We start from the raw sequence: 21696 nt of genomic DNA, 5'->3' as shown, positions 1-21696 counted from the left end.
CAGAATCGGGAGTTCGGTATGCCCACTTCGCCTTCGAGTGACCCCGCGACCCTGGAATCGGCCCTCGCCGAGATACGAGAACTCCAGGACGCCGCGTGGCCACCGCAGGTACCGCGGACAGTCGAGTACCCGATCGAGGGCCGCACCGTGATCGACTATCTCCGGCACTGGGCGACGGCACGACCGCAGACGGTCGCGATCGACTTCTACGGTCGCGCCATCACCTACGCGGAACTCGACGACCTGTCCGACCGCTTCGCCGGCTGGCTGCTGCAGCGGGGCGTGGCCGCCGGCGACCGCGTCGGCGTCCATCTCACCAACTGTCCGCAGTTCCACATCGCGATGCTGGGGATCCTGAAGATCGGTGCGGTCCACGTCCCGATCAACCCGCTGTTCCGCGAACACGAACTCGCGTACGAACTCGGTGACGCCGGCGTGGAGATTCTGCTGACCCAGGATTCCTTCGCGGACATGGTCGAATCCGTGCGTGGCGAGTCGGCTCTGCGGCACGTCGCGGTCACCGCCCTGTCGGACCTGCTGCCCGCCGAACCCAGCGTCGCACCGCCGTTCCCCACCGCGTCCGGAGCCACCGACTGGGCGGGGATCATGGAATCCCCTCGCGCCGATCCGATCCCGATGGATCCCGACGCGCTCGCGACACTGAACTACACCGGCGGCACCACCGGGATGCCGAAGGGCTGCAAACACACTCAGGCGCACATGGTGTACACCGCCGCCACCGCGACACTGGCCGGGGGCAGGCAGGTGGGCGAGGCTCCCCCGGTGGTCCTCGGGTTCCTGCCCATCTTCTGGATCGCCGGCGAGGACTTCGGCATCCTGTACCCCCTGATCAACGGCGGCACCGTCGTGCTGCTCACCCGATGGGACCCGGAAGCCGCGGCGACCCTCGTCGAACGGCGTGGTGTGACGTCGATGGTCGGCACCGTCGACAACTACGTGGAACTGATGGATCTGCCCGGCTTCGCCGAGCGGGACTTCTCCACCCTCGGCAACGCGATGGCCGTGTCGTTCGTGCTCAAACTCGACCCCGAGATCCGCGGCCGATGGCGCGACGCGACCGGACACGTGCTCCGGGAGGCCAGTTACGGCATGACGGAGACGCACACCGCCGACACCATCACGCTCGGTTTCCAGACCGACGACGAGGATCTGCTCAGCGAACCCGTGTTCTGCGGGCTGCCGGTTCCGGGGACCGATGTGCTGGTCGTCGACGACGCCGGGGTTCCGGTGCCGGTGGGGCAACCCGGGCAGATCATCGTCCGCAGTCCGTCGCTGCTCACCGGCTACTACGGCAAACCCGACGCCACCGCCGACGCACTCCGCGGCGGATGGCTCCAGACCGGTGACATCGGAAAGCTGAACGGCAAAGGCGCACTGCACTATCTGGCCCGCAATAAGGAGATGATCAAGACCAACGGGATGAGCGTGTTCCCCTCGGAGGTGGAGGCACTGCTCATGCTGCATCCGGCGATTCAGTCGGCCGCGGTGGTCCCGAAGCCCGATCCGGGCAAGGGGCAGGTGCCGTTCGCGTTCGTCCAGCTCCTGCCCGACCGTCAGGTGTCGGGTGAGGAACTGCGGGAGTGGGCCGCCCGGAACATGGCCACCTACAAGGTGCCCACCGTCGAGGTGCTCGACGCACTACCCATGACGGCGACGGGGAAGGTCCGCAAGGCCGACCTGTTCGCCCTGGCCGAGGAGTACAAGTGACCCTGCTGGTCGCCAATCGCGGCGAGATCGCGCTGCGCATCATCCGCTCGGCGGAGGAGATGTCGGTCGACACCGTCGCCGTGTATGCGGAGGACGACGCCGACAGCCCCCACGTGCGCGCGGCGACCGAGGCGGTCGCGCTGCGCGGCTCGGGACCGTCCGCGTACCTGGACGCTCGCGCCCTCCTCGACGCGGCCGCCGAGTTCGGCGCGACGGCGGTGCATCCCGGTTACGGGTTCCTCAGCGAGAACGCCGATTTCGCCCGCGCCTGCGGCGAGGCCGGACTCACGTTCGTGGGTCCGAGCCCGGAGGTGCTCGACATCTTCGGCGACAAGTCGTCGGCACGCGAGGCCGCCGTGGCCGCGAAGGTGCCGGTGCTCGCCGCGACCCACGGTCCCACCGACCTGGACGGCGTCCGCGCGTTCTTCGCGGAACATTCGGGCGGCATCATGATCAAGGCACTCGCGGGCGGCGGCGGCCGCGGCATCCGCGCCGTCCGCAGCGCGGACCGGATCGACGAGGCCTACCGGGCGTGCGCGGCGGAGGCGGAACTCGGGTTCGGCAATCCCGCACTGTTCGCCGAGGCGCTGCTCGAGGGCGCCCGGCACATCGAGGTGCAGGTGGTCGCGGCACCGCAGGCGAGCGTGACGCGGGCACTCGCCGTCGGCGACCGCGACTGCAGCGTGCAGCGCCGCCACCAGAAACTCGTCGAGATCGCACCCGCGCAGGGGCTCGACCCCGGACTGCGCAGCGAACTGCACGAGGCCGCGGCGCGGCTGTGTGCCAGTGTCGGCTACCGGGGACTCGCCACCGTCGAATTCCTGGTGTCCCCGGACGGATTCGTGTTCCTGGAGGTCAATCCGCGGATTCAGGTGGAACACACGGTCACCGAGGAGGTGACGGGGATCGACCTCGTCGCCGTGCAGATCGACATCGCTCGGGGAGCTGACTTCGCGGAACTGGCGCTGCCGGACGGGGTCGGCGCCGTCGGGCTCGACACGTCGGGCACACCGGCCGTCGCGCACGGGATCGCCGTCCAGTCCCGGGTGAACATGGAGACGATGCGCCCCGACGGTCAGGCCGTTCCCGCCGCGGGCACGCTGTCCGTGTTCTCCCCGCCGACGGGACCGGGGGTGCGCGTCGACACCTACGGGCGGCCGGGACTGTCGCCGAGCCCGCGGTACGACTCGCTCCTCGCGAAGGTGATCGTTCATTCCCGCGGGCAGTCGTTCGCGGCCGCGGCACGCAAGGCGGACGCGGCGCTCGCCGAATTCGTCGTCGACGGCGTCCCCACCAACATCGGCTTTCTCCGGGCGATTCTCACGGATCCCGGCTTCGCCGACGGCGTCGTCGGCACCGACTACCTCGCCGAGCGGATGGGTGCCCTCGTCGACGCCGCGCACGTGCATCATCCGGCGGAGGTCGCATCGGACACGCTCGAGTTGCGCGCCGGCGAGGACGTGCTGCGCGCGCACCTGGCCGGGACGGTCGTGGAGTCGGCCACCGAGGGGGCCGCCGTGACGCCGGGGGCGCACCTCGTGGTGCTCGAGGCCATGAAGATGCAGCACGTGATCGCCGCCCCCGCGGGGTCGGTGGTCGAGCGCAATCTGGTGTCCCGCGGGCAGACCGTGAACGCCGGCGATCCGCTGGTCGTGATCCGACGCACCGGATCCGAGGCCGACGGTGCCGCCGACAGCGCAACCGACCTGGATCGTGAGCGCGCCGACCTCGCGGAGATCCGGCAGCGGCACGAGGTCACACTCGACGCCGCCCGTCCCGGCGCGATCGCGAAGCGGACGAAACTCGGCCGCCGCAGCGCGCGAGCGAACATCGACGATCTGGTCGACCCCGGCAGCTTCGTCGAATACGGGCCCCTGGTTCTCGCCGCGCAGCGCAGCCGCCGCTCCGAGCAGGACCTGATCGAGAACACCCCGGCCGACGGTCTCGTCGCCGGGCTCGCCACCGTCAACGGCGACGTCTTCGGTCCGCGCGATTCCCAGACGGTGGTGCTGTCGTACGACTACACCGTGCTCGCCGGAACCCAGGGCATGCGCAACCACGCGAAGACGGACCGGGTGATCGAACTCGCCGGCCGCAAGCAGGTTCCGGTCGTCCTGTTCGCCGAGGGCGGCGGCGGACGTCCCGGCGACACCGACGCCGGACCGGTAGCAGGTCTGGACCTGAACACCTTTCGGTCGCTGGCGGCGCTGAACGGCAAGGTGCCGCTGGTGTCGATCGTGTCCGGCCGCTGCTTCGCGGGCAACGCCGCCCTGGCGGGCGTCTGCGACGTCCTCATCGCCGCACCCGAACGCGAACATCGGCATGGGCGGGCCCGCGATGGTGGAGGGCGGCGGGCTCGGCGTGTACCGGCCCGAAGACATCGGTCCCGTCGACGTGCAGCGGCGCAACGGCGTTATCGATCTGCTCGCCAGGGACGAGGCGCACGCCGTCGAGCTGGCGAAGAAGTACCTGTCGTACTTCCAGGGGCCGCTCACCCAGTGGGAAGCGCCCGACGAGAGGCTGGCCCGCCACGTCGTCCCGGAGAACCGGTTGCGCGCCTACGACGTGCGCAGTGCCGTGGAATCCATCGCCGATGTCGGCTCGGTCCTCGAACTGCGCCGAGACCACGGCGTCGGCATCGTCACCGCACTCGTCCGGGTGGAGGGAGCGCCGTACGGCCTCGTCGCGAACAGCAGCCACCACCTCGGCGGCGCGATCGACGCTGTCGCAGCAGCCAAGATGGCGCATTTCCTGGAGCTGTGCGAGTCGTTCGGGCTACCCGTCGTCGCGCTCTGCGACACACCGGGATTCATGGTCGGGCCCGATTCGGAGAAGGAGGCCACGGTCCGGCGGTTCAGCAAGCTGTTCATCGCGGGCGCGCGGATGACGGTGCCCTACGGCACCGTCATCCTGCGCAAGGGGTACGGACTCGGCGCCATGGCCATGGCGGGCGGGTCCTTCCACGCATCCGAGTTCACGGTCGCGTGGCCGACCGGCGAGATCGGGGCCATGGGGCTCGAAGGCGCGGTGCGCCTCGGGTTCCGGAAGGAGCTCGAGGCCCTCGACGACCCGGCCGAACGGGACGCGGCGTTCGCGGAACTCGTCGATGCCGCCTACCAGCACGGGAAGGCCCTGAACGCGGCGACGATCTTCGAACTCGACGACGTGATCGATCCTGCCGATACCCGTGCCTGGATCGTGCGCCTCCGGCGCCCGTGAGTACTTGTTAACCGCCGGACGTTAATAAGTACTCACAGGCGCGTCAGCGCACGACCCGACCACGTACCCGCCCGCACCTGATCGATCACCGACACGACGTCGGCAATCGGGACCTCGTGCGTGATCGACTCGAGGCGGCTGGGTGCGAGGTCGGAGGCGAGGCGGCCCCACAGTCGGCGCCGCTGGTCGATCGGGTACTGCACCGAGTCGATGCCGAGCAGGCTGACGCCGCGCAGGATGAACGGCAGGACCGTGGTCTCCAACTTCGGTCCGCCGGTCAGTCCACTGGCCGCCACGGCACCGCCGTATTCGATGGTGCTGAGCACGTGGGCGAGGGTGGCGCCGCCGACACAGTCGACTGCGGCAGCCCACTGAGCCTTGCCGAGGGGACGCGGTTTCGTGTCGGGTTCGGGGAGGCGTCCGATCACCTTGCTCGCGCCCAGCTGGGTGAGCAGTTCCGCCTTCTCCGGCTTTCCGCTCGACGCGACCACCTCGAAGCCGGCCGCCGACAGCAGGTCGACGGCGACGGTGCCGACGCCGCCGCTCGCACCGGTCACCAGGACCGGGCCGTGGCCCGGCTCGACGCCGCGGGACTGCAGTGCCTCCACGCTCATCGCAGCCGTGAAACCGGCGGTCCCGATCGCGGCGGCGGTGCGGGTGGACATGCCGTCGAGTTTCACCACCCAGTCGGCCGGGACGCGGGCGAACTGCGCGTACCCGCCGTGCCGGGCCGTTCCGATGTCGTAACCGTGAGCGACGACCTTGTCACCGACCGCGAACTCCGGCGACTGCGACTCGGCGACGATGCCTGCGACGTCGATGCCGGGGACGATGGGGTATTCGCGGACCACTCCGCCCTTCGGTGTCAGCGCCAGCGCATCCTTGAAGTTCACGCTGGAGTACTCGACCTGGATCGTGACCTCGCCCTGTGGCAGGAACGATTCGTCGACCGTCTCCTCGGAGAGGCCGATGGCGCCCTCGTTCTCGCGAGCGATCCAGGCGGTGAATTCCTTCATCAGCTTGCTCTCCTGACCTCGGGGGTGCGTCGAGACCATCATGCGACAACTGTGCCGCGTCGACGATGCCGGGGCGAGGATTCCGGGATCAGAACCTGAGGAGAACCTTGCTCGACGACGACGCGTCCTTGGCCGACGCGAACGCGGTGAGCGCATCGGCTACGTCGTACTCGGCCGTGATGATCGGATCGACCGCCAGCGAGCCATCGGCGAGAGTGGCCACGACCTCGTCGATCTCGTCGTTGAACCGGAACGAACCGATCAGGTCCAGTTCCCGGGTGATCGCGATCGAGACGGGTACCGGCTGATCACCGGAGGGAAGCAGTCCGACCATCACGACCCGGCCGCCGCGCGCGGTCCCGTGGATCGCCGACGACAGACCGCGGTGGTTGCCGGAGCATTCGATGGTCACGTCTGCTCCGACCGCCGCGACCGCGCCGGCGTCGGTGGCCGTGAGGGTCACGTCCGCGCCAACGTCGCGCGCGATCTGCAGCGGGTACTCGTGCATGTCCACCGCCGTGATCTTCCCGGCGCCCGCTCGCTTCAGTACCGCCACCACGAGCGCCCCGATGGGTCCGGCGCCGATGACGAGGACCGACCGATCCTTCACCTCCCCTGCCCGCGCGACCGCGTGCCACGCCACGCTCGCCGGCTCGGCCAAGGAGGCGAGCCGCAGATCGAGCCCGGACGGGAGGACCCGCAGCATGCGGGTCGGGACGGCGACGTGGCTGACGAACAACCCGTCCGTGTGCGGAAAGTGCGCCGCACTGCCCAGGTACGTGCATCCGGGGGAAATGTTGGGGCGGTCGGCCGGATACGTCGCGCTGTCGCCGCCGGGTGTCGCGGGATGGATGGTGACGGGTGCGCCGGGACGGGGACCGCTGCCGTCCGTCGCGCCGATCAGCACTGTGCCCGACGCCTCGTGCCCGAGCCGCATCGGTGCGCGGAGGATCGACTCGCCTGCGGCGCCGTGCTGCCAGTAGTGGAGGTCGGATCCGCAGATTCCGCCGTAGGCGATGCGGATCACCGCCTCGTCCGGCTTCGGTGCGGCGATAGGCACGTCCTCGACGCGCAGGTCGTTCGCGCCGTGGGCGACGACCGCCTGCGCATGCGTCGGAATCTCGATCGTTTCCGTGCCGGTGGTCTCGGTGGTGTTCATCGGTGAAGTCCAGTTCTGTGGGAGATGGGAGCTTGTCATCTGGTGACGGGTTCGGCGGTCGTGAGGAGTCCGAGTTCGTCCCTGCGCGGCATACCCTCCCAGTCGCCGGACACGGTGCACGCGAAAGCCCCCACGGTCACCGCGGTTCCCAGACGGTCGCCGGGTGACTCTCCCGCGAGGCGGTCCGCGATGTATCCGGCAACGAAACCGTCTCCGGCCCCGACGGAGTCGACGACGTTCACCGGCACCGCCGGCAGGGAGAACGTCTCGCCGTCGACCATCGCCAGGCACCCCTGGTCTCCCAGTTTCAGGATGCTTTCGCGGGGACCCAGGTCGCGGACACGCGCGACGAGTTCTGCGGGGTCGCCGTCACCCACCGCGATCGCGGCCTCGTCCTCACCGGCGAAGACGATGTCCGACAACGCTATCAGCTCGCGGAAGACGGGACCCGCTTCTTCCGGCGACCACAGCGCACGGCGGTAGTTGAGATCGAACGACACCGGAATGCCCAGTGCGCGTGCCCGTTCGACGCAGTACAGAGTGGTCTTCCTGGCGCTGTCGGACAGGGCCGGGGTGATGCCGGTGACATGCAGCAGCGACGCCGACTCGAGGCGGTCGTCCGCGATGTCCGACATCGTGAGCCGCGACCCTGCGCTGCCGGTCCGGTAGTACCAGACGCGGGTGGCGGTGGCGGTTCGCCGCTCCTTCACCATCAGCCCGGTCGGGGCGTCCGGATCGCGGATGACGTCGGCGGTGATTCCCTCGGCCCGGAGTTCACGCTCGACCAGGTCACCCAGGCTGTCCTGGCCGACGCGCCCGACCCAGGCGACGTCCACGCCGAGCCGTCGTAGCGCGATCGCGAAGTTCGTTTCGGCCCCGCCGATTCCCAGGTGCAGCGTCGAGGTGTGGGCGAGTGCACCGGTGTCCGCCGCTCGGGTGAGTGCCATCGTTTCGCCGAACGTCAGTACCGTCATCACGCGACCGCCGGTTCTGCGACGACGCCCGCGAGGCGCCGGCATCGTTCGGCCAGCTGACCGAGGTCCCCGCCGCGGAGTGCGTCCCCGATCAGGGGGCCGCCGAGGCTGACCGCCGCCGCACCGGCGGCGATCCACACGGGGACGTCCTCGATGCTCACCCCGCCCGAGGGGACGACCTGGATGTCGGGGAAGGGCCCGCGCAGATGCGCGATGTACTCCGGGCCGACCACCGATGCCGGGAACAACTTCACTGCGGTCGCACCCGCGTTCCATCCGTTCCACAGCTCGGTCGGGGTGAATCCGCCCGGGTAGATCCGGACACCCGCACGCACGGCCGTGGCGATGACGTCGAGGTTGGTGGTCGGTGTCACGAGGAAGTCGGCACCCACGTCGAGGGCGGCGCGCGCCTGGTCGACGGTGGTGACCGTGCCGACCCCGATCTCGGCGCCGTCCGGTGCGTCGCGCCGGATGCTGCGCAGAGACTCGAGGGTGCCCGGCGTGCTCATCGTCAGCTCGACGGCCCGCACCCCGTTCTCGGCGAGGACGGTCACGACGGGGGCGTACCGGTCGGCGTGCGCGGCGCGCAGCACTGCGATGACGGAGGAGGTCATGCCGCCGTCACCTCACGATCGGTGGCGTTGGCGGCCAGCGTGAGGTCGCGGTCGCGAGTTTCCGGTGCCATCGTCGAGGCGATCAGAACCGTCACGGCCATCACGATCATGTAGACCGCGACGGGGATCCAGGAGCCGGAGAAGGCCGTGACGAGGGCCGCGCAAATCAGTGGCGCGACACCGCCGCCGAAGATCGACGCGAATTCACGTCCGAGCGTGACGCCGGCGTAGCGGTAGCGGGAGCCGAAGATTTCCGGGAAGTAGCTCATCGTGACACCGACCGCGCCCTGGCAGGCCAGGATGAAGCCGACGATCATCGCCATCGTGATCAACAGGTGCGAGCCGGTGTTCAGAGCCAGGAAGGTCGGCACCGGCAGGATGATCAGAGCGATCACGATCGAGATGTACACCGGCTTGCGGCCCACCCGATCGGACAGCCGACCGAACCCATAGGCCGCGATGCCGCCGCAGATGGCCCCGACCAGCAGCACCTTGGGAATGAACGTGGGGTCGACGTGCACGTCGTTCTTGAGGTACGACGCCATGAACACCTGGTACGTGTACGACTGCGCGCTGATGCCGATCGTCATGAACATGACGATGAACAGCGGCTTCTTGCCGTTCGCGAAGATCTCCTTCACGGGTGTCTTCGGAACGTGGTGCTGCTCCTTGAGTTCCTGGAACACCGGGCTCTCGTTGAGCTTGCGACGGATGACGAACGCGGCGACAGTCACGAGCAGACTGCTGATGAAGACGAGCCGCCAGCCCCAGGACATGAGCTGCTCCTCCGGCAGGAGCTGCGCGGCGATCCACGCGACTGCGCCGAGCGCCGTGCCCAGCGCGGCCCCGGTCATCACCAGCGCGGCGAGCCGGCCTCTCCTGCCTATCTGCGCTGTCTCCGTCAGAAGGGTTGCACCACCGGACTGTTCGGCGCCCGCGCCGAATCCCTGGAAGAATCGGCACGCGACGAGGAGAGCGGGTGCGAGCAGCCCGACCTGACTGTAGGTGGGCAGCAGACCGATACCCAGTGTCGCGCCGCCCATCAGCATCAGGGTCGCGACGAGCACCCATTTGCGGCCGAGACGCTCACCGTAGCGTGAGAAGAACAGGCCGCCGAGTGGTCGGGCGAGGAACCCGACGGCGTAGGCGCTGAAGCTCGCGAGGATGCCCGCCGCGGGCGAGATGTTCGGAAAGAACAGTGTGTTGAAGATCAGCGCCGAGGCGGTGCCGTAGATGACGAAGTCGTACTGCTCGAGGGTGGTGCCGATGAGTCCCGCCCACGCCGCCCGGCGGACTGCGGCCGGGTCTGCCTGGGGTGTACCGCCTGCGCGGCCGGGTGTTTCCGGGTTCACCGTGGGGTCGAGTGTAGTGTCCATGGATTCCTCCATTGGTGGTTCCCGGAAAGTCCGGGCAGGGGGTGAGAGAGTCAGATGGTCGCCCTGGACTGCAGCGTGAGCGCGCCGGAGTCCGGGACCGGGGCGGATGCTTCACCGGCGGCGACAGCCGGCCCGTGGCGGACGATGATGTCGACGAAGTCGGCAATCCGCGAGACGAACTCGGTGTGCGCAGCGAGAACGCTGGGAAACAGGCCTCCGTCGACGAAGACGGAGCGAACGAATTCTGTAGTGGAAGCGGCGTTGTCGGCCATTCCTGCCAGGCGCGGTCGAGCGGGGTCGGTCATGGATCGTGCGTGTGGGCCGGGGTCGAATCCAGGCAGCGGGGCGATGCAGGCGAGATACGCCGCCACGGTCAGAGCAAGGAACTGCGGGACGTCACCGCGGCCGAGGTGTTCGAGCGCGGGGATCGGGATACGCTGCGCCAATTTGACCGATCCGTCGGAGCCGACCTGCGAGGTGCGGTGTCCCAGAGCGGTATTGGACCAGCGCGAAAAGAGTTGCCGGATGTAGTCGTCCGTGTCGACCGCTTCGGGAACAGTGACTGTCGGCAGGTATTCGTCGCACAGGATGCGGCGCGCCGCGTCCTCGACGAACGGTCGTGCCACGGACTCGGGGATGGTGGCACACCCGTCGAGTGCGCCGAGGTACGCGATGAGCGAATGCGTCCCGTTGAGCAGCCGGACCTTCATCAGCTCGTACGGCTCGACGTCGTCGGTGAACAGTGCGCCGCCGTGCTCCCAGGCGGGACGGCCGGCGGCGAACTTCTCCTCCATCACCCACATCGTGAACGGTTCGGCGGGGACGGCGATCGTGTCCCGCACGCCGAGGTGCGTCAGGGCCGTCTCGTTGTATCGGTCCGAACTGGACGGCACGATGCGGTCCACCATCGAATTGGGGAACGCCACGGACGCATCCATCCAGGTCAGTACCTCGTCACGGAGGGGTGCCCTGAAGGTGCCGACGAACTCGCGCACGAGCCGTTCGGTCTGCCGCCCGTTTGCCAGCAGGTTGTCGCAGCTGAGGATGGTGATCGGGGTGCCGTGTGTGCTCGCCCGCAGGGCCAGTGCGCGGGCGATCTGTCCGATCGTCGTGCGCGGCGTCGAGGCCTCGGCGAGATCACGCCGGACAGCGTCGGAGTCGAGGTCGAGGGATCCGGTCTCGGGAGACACGGTGTACCCGTGTTCGGTCACGGTGATCGTCACGATCTTCGTTGCCGGATCCGCGATCGCGTGAACGACGGACTCCGGATCGTGTTCGGCCACCAGGGTCCCGGTGTGGGAGCCGGGAACTCTGACACGCGATCCACCGGGCGAGATCTCGACGACGCTGTAGAGCAGATCCTGCGCCGTCATCGCATCGGCGACGGCGCTCGACCGGCTCGCCACACCGAGGATCCCCCACGGCCCGGGTTCGCGTTCCATTGCCAGCGCGGTGTAGACGGCCTGGTGGGCACGGTGGAAGTTGCCGAGCCCCAGGTGCACGATCCCGGTGCCTTCCGGCACCCGCCGGTGGATCAGTGCCGCGGCGGAAACGTTTCGGCGTGAGAGTGGGTGTTCGGTCATGCGCGTCACCAATCCGTCATGGAGCCGTCGCGGCGCCGGGCGACCGGGAGGTAGGCCTGCTCGTAGGGATACTTCGCCGCGAGTTCCTCGTTCATCGTCACTCCGACACCCGGTGCGTCACCGGGGGTGAGATGGCCGTCCGCGAACGACCACGCGTGCGGGAAGACCTCACTGACGAGCGGGTCGTAGCCCATGTATTCCTGAATTCCGAAGTTCGGCGTCGCCAGTCCGAGCTGCAGGCTCGCGCCCAGGGAGATCGGCGAGACGTCCGACGGCCCGTGAGGTCCGCCTCGCACCTGATACACCTCGGCGAGCGCAAATATCTTGCGGACGTGGCTGATTCCGCCGGCGTGGACGACCGCCACGCGAATGAAGTCGATCAGTTGTTCGGTGATCAGGTGCTGGCAATCCCAGATCGTGTTGAAGACCTCGCCGATCGCCAGCGGCGTCGTGGTGTGGTTGCGCACCAGACGCAACGCGTCCTGGTTCTCTGCCGGCGTGACGTCCTCGAGCCAGAACAGATTCACCGGCTCGAGCGATTTGCCGAGCCGCGCGGCCTGCTGCGGGGTGAGTCGATGGTGGGCGTCGTGCAGCAACTTGAGGTCGGGGCCGACATGATCCCGGACCGCCGCGAGGACCCCGGGCACATGATTGAGGTAGGCGTCCGTGTCCCATACCTCTTCGACCGGGAGTGCGCCGCGGCTCGCGGGCTCGTATCCCGCAGCCCCCTTGTGCACACCGTAGACCGAATCGAGTCCGGGCACCCCGGACTGCACACGAATCGCCTGAAAGCCCTTCTCCCGCTTGGCGTCGACGGAGTCGAGCAGCGCGGGCACGTCCCACCCGGTGGCGTGGGTGTACGACAGGACGCGGTCACGCACGGCACCGCCGAGCAACTGGTAGACGGGCTGGCCGAGCGTCTTGCCCTTGATGTCCCAGAGCGCCACGTCGACCGCGCCGATCGCGGCCATCGTGACCGGCCCGCGGCGCCAGTACACCCCACGGTAGAGGTACTGCCAGGTGTCCTCGATCCGCGTCGCGTCCCGTCCGATCAGCAAGGGCGCGACGTGGTCTCGCAGATACGACACGACGGACAGTTCGCGGCCGTTCAGTGTCGCGTCACCGTAACCGACGACGCCGTCGGCGGTGGTGATCTTCAGGGTGACGAAGTTGCGGGTGGGGCTGCAGACCAGCACGTCCGCGGAGATGATCTTGTCGGTCATGCCCGTGATCCTTTCGCTCCGACCGCGGGAGCAACGACGTTGCGCAACTGCTCCCCGCGTGCGAGTCGGGTGATGTTGTCGGTGATGTCGTCGACGCGGCCGAGAAACGTCTGCCGCGACACCCCGGAAGAATGCGGCGTCATCATGATGTTGGGGAGTTCGGAGAACGGGAGGGCACTGGGCGCACCTCGACCGTCGGCTCCGGGATAGTCGTACCAGACGTCGATGGCCGCAGCCGCGATGGTCGACGAGGACAGCGCGTCGAACAGTGCCTGCTCCTGGACGAGAGGCCCGCGGCCCACGTTGACCAGCACACCGTCGCTGCCCAGCGCACGCAATTCGTCGGCGCCGATCATGCCCCGCGTCCGGTCGTCGAGCGGTGCGGACACCACGACGACATCGGATTCGGCGAGGAGACGCCCGAGCTGGGACACGTCGGCCGCCCAGTCCAACCCCTCACCCGTCGCATCGACGTTGCCGCGGCCGGTCACGGCCGCTCCTGTCGCGCCGAATGCCCGGAACAGATTCCACGCGGCGTTGCCGATGTGGCCGAAACCCACGAAACCCACCCGCGCACCCTGCAGTGAATTCGACTGTGTGAGGCGGTCGTCGTAGACCGACGTCGCCCACACCCCGCGCCGCAGGGCCGCGTCCTGGGCGACGAAGCCGCGCCGAAGCATCACTGCGGCCGCCACGACGTATTCCGCGATCGACTTCTCGTGGTGGAAGGTGTTCGCCACCAGCACGTCGGGGGCCAGGGCGCCGAACGAGATGTTGTCCGTGCCGGCGCCGGCGACGTGCACGAGCCGCAGCGTGGTCGCGGACGACGCCATCGACGGCGTGAACTTTCCCCCGACATACACGTCGGCGTCACGCAGATCTTCGATCAGGGCAGCCTCGTCGAAGCTGCCGTGCCAGGACAGTTGCGATCCTGTGGGAACCGCGGCATCGAACCGCGCCCGGTGTGGGATCAGATTACTGTCGGCAACAACGATTTTCATCTAGCGGCTCTCTTTTCCGGGGCGAAACACCCGATCGTGCGCCGGTCCGGCCGACGCACGGACGACAAGTTGTGTGGGGAGGTGAACTTCGCGGACGTCGGAATCCGGTTCGCCGGCGCGCTGGTACACCAGGTCGAGACTCAGCACGCCGGCTCTCGCCATGGGCACGTTGACACTCGTGAGCGCGGGGTTGGCGAGCTCGGCCAGCGGTGAGTCGTCGATGCCGACGACGCTCAGGTCGTCGGGAACCGAAAAGCCCATTGCGCGGACGCCGTTCATCACACCGATCGCCATCGGATCGTTGTGTGTGATCACGGCACTCGCACCGGTCGCGATCACGCTCGCGGCCGCGGCATGACCACCCGCGAGGGTCTCCTGCTGCCAGCCGAGCAGGCTCAGCTGCACATCGCGGGACTTGCAGAATTCCTCGACCGCGGCGACGCGGCGCTGATTCGACCAGGACTGCGGCGAGCCCTGAACGTAGGCGAGGTGTTCGTGCCCGAGGGCGACGAGGTAGTCGATGGTCTGACGAAGACCGTCCTCGGAATCCGCCACGATGCAATCGCATTCGGGCGAAGACCGGTTGACGAGCACCAGTGGGGTGTCGCCGGCAAGCTGCACGATGTCGGAGGCGGGCAGTCGCGGCGCGCAGACGACGAGTGCGTCGACACGACCCTGCAATTCGCCGAGGACCTCGCGCTCACGATCCGCGCTGCCGTCCGTGTCGGTGAGGAGCACGGTCTGCCGCCGGTGCCACCCCTGAGCCTGCGCCGCCTTCACGAAACTCGCGAACACCGTGTGCCCGATGTCGGGCACCACGACAGCGACGGTGGTCGCCGTCGGCCTCACCGCGTCGTTGCGCGTCGGCGACGCAGCCCGGTAGCCGATCTCGTCGGCGACCGCGATGATCCGCGCGAGAGTGTCCGGTCCGATCCGGTCCGGTGCACTGAACGCCCGCGATGCGGTGGACAGGGATACCCCTGCGCGTTGAGCGACCTCGGTCAAGGTGGGTGCCACGGTGCTACCGCCTCGCTGTTCGTTGTGACTGCCGACACACACTATCCACCCGCTTGCGCAAGATTGTCAAGACTTGCGCAAGGCTTGCGGCAACTGTTGTGTGTCGTGCGCGGTCACACGTCCAGGAGTGACAACAGCCGATCGGATTCGAACAGCGCGTCCCGGTCGAACGTGGACGTCGAGGCCAGGAGTTCGTCGGCGCCGGTGCGCGCCCTCAGCGCGTCGAGCGCGACCTTCACCTGCTCGGCGTCGCCGTGGATCGACGACGCGATCGTGGCGTCGACCTGTTCGCGCAGCCGCGGGGTCCAGGGCTGAGTGCGTATGTCCGCGACCGATTCGAGCGGCGGAAATTCGCCGGTCCGGCTCGATTGCGCCAGCGCCCACGCCTCCGGGAGCAGCAGTTCACGGGCCCGGTCGTCGTTCTCGGCGATCATGACCTCGAGCGAGATCATCACGTACGGGGCCCGGTGAACGGCGGATGGGACGAAGCTGTCGCGGTACCGGTCGAGTTCCGGGACGCGCGCGCCCGACCCTTGAAGGATCGGCCCGCCGACCACCACCGGCAGACCGGCCTTCGCGGCGAAGTCGAGTCCGCGGCGAGTCGCGAGAACGAACATCGACGGGGGGCTCGCCACCTGGGGCCGGGCCGTCACGGTGCCCTTGCCCTCGAGGTAGTTCCGCACCTCGTCGAGGTCGTCCGCGAACGTGTCGGGGGCGTTGCGGTCGCGTCGCAGCGCCTCCCGCACCGGCTTGGTGAATCCCAGGGACCGCCCGACCCCCAGGTCGATGCGGCCCGGGTACACGGCCTCGAGCATCAGGAATTGTTCGGCCACCACCAGCGGCTGGTGGTTCGGCAGCATCACACCACCCGAGCCCAACCGGATCCGGCTGGTGCGGGCGCCGAGGGCCGCGAGCAGCACAGGCGGCGACCCGCTCGCGATGCCCGGCACGGCGTGGTGCTCGGCCACCCAGAACCGCTCGAATCCGAGGTGTTCGGCGTGCACCGCCCGCTCGATCGTCCCGGTCAGCGCGGCAGAGTCGGGCGCACCGCGGCGCGTGCGGGACCGGTCCAGAATCGAGAGCTTCACCTCCGGGGGAACCGCCGTCCTGCCGCCGGTATTTCCTCACCCCGTCCGCACTCGGTGGACGAGTGTGCCCGCTTCGCTGACATACTGACCGCCGCAGGATCCACGATCGCCGGGAGGTCAATGGTGAGCAGCACAGGGACTATGTCGTACTCGCTGGATGTCACGTCGCGGTCCGCAGCGCAGATGCGGGAGTGCGCAGAGTTCTTCAGCGAGCCCGAGCTGGCCCATCTGCCCACCGCCCGCCTCGCGGACGCACTGGAGTCGCTGGCCGAGGCGGGCCGCTACGAGCACACCGTGGAGGAACTGGAAGTCGGCTCGCAGCTGGCGTGGCGCAATCACGCCCGCTGCGTCGGTCGCAAGCACTGGCGCACGCTGAAGCTGATCGATGCCCGCCACGCCACCACCGCGGACGAGATTGCGGAGGCGTGCTGGGAGCACCTGCGGGTCGCGACGAACGGCGGCGCGCTGCGCTCGGTCATCACGGTCGGTCCCCTACCGCTGGCGGACGGACGCGAGTACAAGATCGTCAGCCCGCAACTGATCCGGTACGCCGGCTACCGCCACGCGGACGGGACGGTGACCGGGGACCCCGCCCAGGTCGGAATCACCGAGGCGGTGACGAAGATGGGGTGGCGGGGCGCAGGCACGCCGTTCGACGTGCTGCCGCTGCTGGTGAGCACCCCCGACGAGACGCTGCGCTGGTACGAGATTCCATCCGAGCTGGTGCTCGAGGTCGAGATCGAGCACCCCGACTACGCCTGGTTCGCCGATTTCGGTCTCAAATGGCATGCCGTGCCCGCCGTGTCGAACATGAGCTTCTCCGTCGGCGGGCTGACGTATCCGCTGGCGCCGTTCAGTGGGTGGTACGTGAGCACGGAGGTCGGGGCCCGCAACTTCAGCGACCGGGACCGGTACGACATGCTGCCCGCCATCGCCGAAAAGCTGTGCCTGGACACGACGTCGGAGCGGACGCTCTGGCGCGACCGGGCACTGGTCGAACTGAACCGCGCCGTGATCCACAGTTACCGGCAGTCCGGGGTGCACATGGTCGATCATCACACCGTCGCCAAGCAGTTCATCAGCCATGTCGAACGCGAGGAATCGCTGGGCCGGAAGTGCCCCACCGACTGGTCGTGGATCAACCCACCGATGTCGGCAGCGCTCACCCCGACGTTCCACCGACTCTACGACGCGCCCGACATGGACCTCCGCCCCAACTTTCTCCCGGCCGCCAGCTCGGGTTGCCCGATCTCCGATCAGCCGCGGTAGGGCGGGGCGACGCCCCAACCCCAGTGCGGGACGGGTGCGTGCTCGACCACCTCGGCTCCCGGACTCGAATTCTGCAGGGCGAGCCGGGTCCCCCACTCGACGTATGCCATGAAGGCGGAGCGGAATTCGGGGTCGGACGGCAGGGCCGCGTCGTCGGCGGCGAGACTCATGGTCGCGGCGAAGCGGTGCCGCTGTTGCGGGCTGATGGCGAGACCGATGTGGTGCCGCAGCATGCGTTCGTAGCCGCCGAGGTGTTCGGTGTATCCCGGCGGGCCGCCGAACACCTCGCACCACCACAGGGTGACGTTGCGGCGATGCTCCTCGTGCACGCCGCCGGGGAACATCGGCGACAGCAGTTCGTCGCGCTCCACCCGGTCGTAGAAGGCGTCGATCAGCCGCCGGAACGACTGCTCACCGCCCGCCCATTCGTACAGGGACGGGGTGTCCTGATCACTCATGCGAGCTCCCGATTTCCGTCGTCTCTCCATTACAATACACATCAGTATTGGATTGAAAAGAGGTTCGAGCATGAGTGTGGCCGGGCGCAGTCGCGACACCGACATCGACACCCGGGTCCTGAGAGTTGCGGGCCGGCAACTGTCCCGGGCCGGATACGACGCGATGTCGCTCGCCGCGATCGCGGCGGAGGCGGGCACCACCCGCCAGGCGCTGTACCGCCGGTGGGCGACGAAGGCGGAGTTGGCCGCGGCCGTCGTGGCGCAGTTGGCCGACGAGGAGACCGGCCGGTCGTCGGCGGACCCGTTCGGTGATCTGGTTCGCGAACTGGCCGACTTCCAGCGCGGGGTGTCGCGCACCGGCCGGCTGTCACTGGTCGGGACGATGCTCCAGGACACGACGGACGGTGACGTCCGCGCGCAGTACCGTGCCCGGGTGGTGGCACCGCGCCGGCGCCGTATCCGCGCCATCCTGGATCGTGCCGCGGAGCTGAAGATGATCGACGCCGACGCCGATCTCGAGGTCGCCGTCACGATGACCACGGGCAGTTGGTACGGCCGCGCCCTGGCCGGCGATCCGCCCCCCGCGGACTGGCCTGCCCGGACCGCCGCGCTGATCTGGCGGGCAGTCGGAGGAACGGTTCCCTCCTGAGCGATTCCTACGCAGCAGACCGGCGGTCGCCCATGTTCCGCGACATCAGGACCCCGGCGAGGAGGAGAACACCCGCGATCGCGATGAACCATCCCGTGCGGTGCAGTCCGTCGTCGCCGATGACGTGACCGGCGGTGGTCTGCAGCACGACGGCCGACAGGTTCGCCCCGATGTACTGCACGGTGCGGTACATCCCGATCGCCGTGCCCACTTCCTCGACGGACGTGACCGAGCTGATCAGATTCTGGTTTCCGATGTTGTTGAATCCGTTGGGGATTCCCAGCACTGCCGCCACCATGAGCAGCACGACGATCGGGGCGGTGCTGCTCTCCACCGAGGCCAGGAGCACCCCGCCCACAAGCAGCGCACACGTCCCGACGGTGAGCGTTCGGCGTACCCCGTGCCGCCGGTACGTCCGGGACGCGAGCAGTGTGGAGCCGATACCGACGACGGCGACGGGAAGCATCGTCAGCCCCGCCTCAGTGGCGCCCATTCCCCGGGAGTACTGCAACCACTGCGGGATTCCGAAGAAGACGCAGTAGAAGGCCGTGTAGGTGAGGAGGGTCCGCGCGAGGGTCGCGCTGAGCGCCCGGTTCCGGGCCAGTGCCCGAACGTCGATGAACGGTTCATCCGCCCGACGTTCCCACTGGACGAACAGCGCCAGCACCAGCGCCCACACGGGGATCAGCCACCACACCGGGTCGGTGGTGATCGACAGCAGGAACAGCATCGTGGACGAGACGAGCGCGAGAAACAGCAGGACTCCCACGACGTCGAGTGCGTGCACCAGTTGCCGTCGACTGACCGACATGCCGCCGACGAAACCGACGTTCGCGAACTTCGTGACCGCGACGGCGCTGAACGCGACGATCGGGAGGTTGATCCACATGATCGACTGCCAGCCGAACGCACCCACCAGCAGTCCGCCGAGCGTCGGGCCGAGTGCCACGACTCCCTGGCTGCAGATCGCGAGGGTCGTGATCGCGGTGCGCGGTTGCGCACCGTGCCGTTCCGCGTACCCGCGAATCATCGTCATCGCGTTGGGATACTGGGTGGCGGTTCCGATTCCGACGAGGATGCGGGAGAAGATCAGCCAGCCGACCGTGGGTGCGAGCAGACCGGCCACGGAGCCCAGCGCCACCAGTGCGAGGCCCCCGAGGTACACCTTCCGGGCGCCGAGGAGGGCGCCGAGCTTCCCCGCCATCGGCGCGGTGACGGCGGTGGCGATGTAGAGCGCGGAGATCACCCAGGTGATGCCGGACGAGGAGCCGAACTGGGCGGCGATGCCGACGATCGCCACCGCGATCATCGACGAGTTCAGGGGTTGGAGAATGCTCCCGGTGGCGACGGATCCGCTGACCCGGAACGGTACGGACGGCGACTTCTGCGCGACAGCGGTGTCGGCGACGGTCGCGCTCACGAGTTCATCAGTGACTCCCGCTGCGGCGCCGACTCGGGGGTTGCTGCGAGTCGGCGGAGTAGCCGTCCGGCGATGAAGAGGAGGTCGCGTTCGGCGTCGGTGCATTCGGTGGCGAGCGCCGCCGAGAGCCATTCGCTCCGCCGCGAGCGGTCGGCGGTGAGGGTTTGCAATCCCAGCGCGGTGATCGCGACGATGCTCGCCCGGGCATCCTGGGGGTCCACGGTGCGGGATACCATGCCGGAGTCTTCGAGGATCGAGACGGTCCGCGCGATGGACTGCGGCGCCACCTGCTCGAGATCGGCGAGGGCACGGGCGCTCATCGGACCTTCCCGGTCGAGATGCGCGAGGGCCTGCAGCTGCGAGGGCGTGAGCAGGTGCCCGGACCGCTGGGTCCGGATGCGCCGGGTGAACATGACGACATCCTCACGGAGTCGATCAGCCTTCTCGTCCATGTATTCGCCTCTCGTTCGCCGGAGCAATTTCATTAGCCAGTCTAGCTGTTTTATTTCTCAAGGTCAATCGTCATGTTGCGCCAACTACGTGCGCATACAGTCAGAAATATTGCCAGCACAGCTGTCTAAATCGTCGTGAGTGGACGGATTCACCCAGGTCGGGCAGGGTCGGCGGGTGTCTGACAGGAAACTCCGAGGCGATCGCTGGCAGTATGAGGACGGCGAAACGCTGATCGAGATCCGAAAGAAGGTGGTCGTGACTCTCCGCACACGGACAGCCGGCATCGTTGCAGTGGTGGCCCTGACGTTCCTGGCCACGGCATGCACCATCGGAGACACCGGCACCTCGGAACCCCCGACCACCACCCAGGCCGCGCCCGCCTCGATTGCCGTTCCCGCGGCCGCCGGCGCGCCGATCAACCCGACCACCCCGATCGTGGTCACCGCCACGGGAGGCCGGCTGACCACCGTGACGGTCACGAATCCCGCGGACGCCGGCGCACCGGTCTCAGGCGCCCTCGCCCCCGACGGCACGAGTTGGACGAGCACCGCGCCCCTCGGATACGGGTCCACGTACACGGTCGTCGCCGACGCGGCGAACCCCGACGGCGCCCCCGTCGAGCAGACGTTCACGGTGACGACGATGACCCCCGATTCCACCGCGTACGCGAACGTCGTCCCGGCACCCGAGGTCGTCGCGGACACGGGCATCGGCGTCGGCCAGCCCATGGTGTTCCAGTTCACCGCTCCGGTCGCCAACAAGGCCGCGGTGCAGGAGCGACTGCACGTGACGACAACACCGCCGCAGCCCGGGGCCTGGTACTGGACCGACGACCAGAACGCGCACTATCGCGCCGCAAACTATTGGGCGCCGGGAACCAAGATCCACATCGAGGCGGACGTGTTCGGCGTCGACCTGGGCGACGGCGTCTTCGGTGCCGAGAACAATGCCGCCGACTACACCGTGCACGACTCGTGGGTCGCCAAGGCGGACGGTGCCAGCGAGGTGCTCACCGTGTTCCACAACGGTGTTCAGGAAACCTCGATGCCGATGAGCCTCGGCTCCCCCGACCACCCCTCGCACGAGGGCCCGCATGTGGTCTCCGACAGGCAGCAGAGCATCATCATGGACTCCTGCACGTACGGCGTCTGTGCCGGCGACCCCGACTACTACCGCGAGAAGGTCGACCTGAACCTCCGCATCTCGAACGACGGCGAGTTCGTCCACTCGGCGCCGTGGTCGGTGGGCGATCAGGGCAACAGCAACGTCTCCCACGGCTGCGTGAACCTGGCTCCCGCCAACGCCCAGTGGATGTTCGACCATTTCGGTATCGGCGACGTCGTCGAGATCACCAACTCGGGCGGGCCGATCCTGCCCGTGTGGGACACGTACGGGGACTGGGAAGTTCCGTGGGCCGAGTGGCAGGCAGGTAACGCAACCGGATAGGAG

The 21696-nt window shown here is 68.4% G+C and carries 17 protein-coding genes and 1 pseudogene; 5 read left to right on the top strand and 13 right to left on the bottom strand.

The annotated features are described in order from the left end of the window. Positions 1-18 precede the first annotated feature (18 nt). Positions 19-1728 (top strand): AMP-binding protein, encoded by a 1710-nt coding sequence (locus tag CJ179_RS15980; RefSeq protein ID WP_095862212.1) that lies wholly within the window; start codon positions 19-21, stop codon positions 1726-1728. After that, positions 1725-4947, top strand: a pseudogene (locus CJ179_RS15975) (carboxyl transferase domain-containing protein). The gene CJ179_RS15980 and the pseudogene CJ179_RS15975 overlap by 4 nt, the downstream one beginning before the upstream one ends. A gap of 32 nt (positions 4948-4979) precedes the next feature. On the opposite strand, the gene CJ179_RS15970 reads toward CJ179_RS15975, so the two are convergent. The 10 genes from CJ179_RS15970 to CJ179_RS15925 form a co-directional block, all read right to left on the bottom strand. After that, positions 4980-5963, bottom strand: a complete 984-nt coding sequence (locus CJ179_RS15970) for an MDR family oxidoreductase (RefSeq protein ID WP_072937278.1) — start codon at positions 5961-5963, stop codon at positions 4980-4982. A gap of 88 nt (positions 5964-6051) precedes the next feature. Further along, positions 6052-7122 carry an L-idonate 5-dehydrogenase gene (locus CJ179_RS15965; protein WP_095862211.1) on the bottom strand — a complete coding sequence of 357 codons (1071 nt, stop codon included), beginning with the start codon at positions 7120-7122 and terminating at the stop codon, positions 6052-6054. 35 nt (positions 7123-7157) lie between these two features. Further along, positions 7158-8096 carry a sugar kinase gene (locus CJ179_RS15960; protein WP_095862210.1) on the bottom strand — a complete coding sequence of 313 codons (939 nt, stop codon included), beginning with the start codon at positions 8094-8096 and terminating at the stop codon, positions 7158-7160. Beyond that, the gene (locus CJ179_RS15955) at positions 8096-8710 is read right to left on the bottom strand and encodes a bifunctional 4-hydroxy-2-oxoglutarate aldolase/2-dehydro-3-deoxy-phosphogluconate aldolase (RefSeq protein ID WP_095862209.1); all 615 of its coding nucleotides are present in this window, start codon (positions 8708-8710) and stop codon (positions 8096-8098) included. Before CJ179_RS15955 ends, CJ179_RS15960 begins: the two co-directional genes overlap by 1 nt. Beyond that, positions 8707-10086 carry an MFS transporter gene (locus tag CJ179_RS15950; RefSeq protein WP_095862706.1) on the bottom strand — a complete coding sequence of 460 codons (1380 nt, stop codon included), beginning with the start codon at positions 10084-10086 and terminating at the stop codon, positions 8707-8709. The genes CJ179_RS15955 and CJ179_RS15950 overlap by 4 nt, the downstream gene beginning before the upstream one ends. A 50-nt stretch (positions 10087-10136) precedes the next feature. Next, positions 10137-11669, bottom strand: a complete 1533-nt coding sequence (locus CJ179_RS15945; protein WP_072937194.1) for a mannitol dehydrogenase family protein — start codon at positions 11667-11669, stop codon at positions 10137-10139. A gap of 5 nt (positions 11670-11674) precedes the next feature. Further along, the gene (gene manD / locus CJ179_RS15940; protein ID WP_095862208.1) at positions 11675-12892 is read right to left on the bottom strand and encodes a D-mannonate dehydratase ManD; all 1218 of its coding nucleotides are present in this window, start codon (positions 12890-12892) and stop codon (positions 11675-11677) included. After that, the gene (locus CJ179_RS15935) at positions 12889-13893 is read right to left on the bottom strand and encodes a 2-hydroxyacid dehydrogenase (RefSeq protein WP_072937192.1); all 1005 of its coding nucleotides are present in this window, start codon (positions 13891-13893) and stop codon (positions 12889-12891) included. The genes manD and CJ179_RS15935 overlap by 4 nt, the downstream gene beginning before the upstream one ends. Continuing rightward, positions 13894-14910 (bottom strand): LacI family DNA-binding transcriptional regulator, encoded by a 1017-nt coding sequence (locus CJ179_RS15930; protein ID WP_095862207.1) that lies wholly within the window; start codon positions 14908-14910, stop codon positions 13894-13896. Positions 14911-15023: 113 nt separating this feature from the next. Next, positions 15024-15998 (bottom strand): LLM class flavin-dependent oxidoreductase, encoded by a 975-nt coding sequence (locus CJ179_RS15925; protein ID WP_072937190.1) that lies wholly within the window; start codon positions 15996-15998, stop codon positions 15024-15026. A gap of 141 nt (positions 15999-16139) precedes the next feature. Between CJ179_RS15925 and CJ179_RS15920 the strand changes: the two genes are divergently transcribed. Then, on the top strand, positions 16140-17267 hold the full coding sequence (locus CJ179_RS15920) for a nitric oxide synthase oxygenase (protein ID WP_095862206.1): 1128 nt from the start codon (positions 16140-16142) through the stop codon (positions 17265-17267). Here CJ179_RS15920 and CJ179_RS15915 read toward each other — a convergent pair. Continuing rightward, entirely contained in the window at positions 17255-17725 is a 471-nt protein-coding gene (locus CJ179_RS15915; RefSeq protein ID WP_072937188.1) for a group II truncated hemoglobin, read from the bottom strand. The genes CJ179_RS15920 and CJ179_RS15915 overlap by 13 nt on opposite strands. Before the next feature lie 70 nt (positions 17726-17795). Here CJ179_RS15915 and CJ179_RS15910 point away from each other — a divergent pair, with 70 nt between their 5' ends. After that, positions 17796-18374, top strand: coding sequence for a TetR/AcrR family transcriptional regulator (locus tag CJ179_RS15910; RefSeq protein ID WP_095862205.1), 579 nt, complete (start codon positions 17796-17798; stop codon positions 18372-18374). 7 nt (positions 18375-18381) lie between these two features. Here CJ179_RS15910 and CJ179_RS15905 read toward each other — a convergent pair whose 3' ends face one another. Next, the gene (locus CJ179_RS15905; protein ID WP_095862204.1) at positions 18382-19794 is read right to left on the bottom strand and encodes an MFS transporter; all 1413 of its coding nucleotides are present in this window, start codon (positions 19792-19794) and stop codon (positions 18382-18384) included. After that, the gene (locus tag CJ179_RS15900) at positions 19791-20246 is read right to left on the bottom strand and encodes a MarR family winged helix-turn-helix transcriptional regulator (protein WP_095862203.1); all 456 of its coding nucleotides are present in this window, start codon (positions 20244-20246) and stop codon (positions 19791-19793) included. The genes CJ179_RS15905 and CJ179_RS15900 overlap by 4 nt, the downstream gene beginning before the upstream one ends. A gap of 250 nt (positions 20247-20496) precedes the next feature. Here CJ179_RS15900 and CJ179_RS15895 point away from each other — a divergent pair, with 250 nt between their 5' ends. Then, positions 20497-21693, top strand: a complete 1197-nt coding sequence (locus CJ179_RS15895; protein ID WP_072937277.1) for an Ig-like domain-containing protein — start codon at positions 20497-20499, stop codon at positions 21691-21693. Positions 21694-21696: the final 3 nt, after the last annotated feature.

It is taken from the genome of Rhodococcus sp. ACS1, from assembly GCF_002300155.1.
Taxonomy (GTDB): domain Bacteria; phylum Actinomycetota; class Actinomycetes; order Mycobacteriales; family Mycobacteriaceae; genus Rhodococcus_F; species Rhodococcus_F koreensis.
This window is presented reverse-complemented; position numbering and strand designations above follow the sequence as displayed.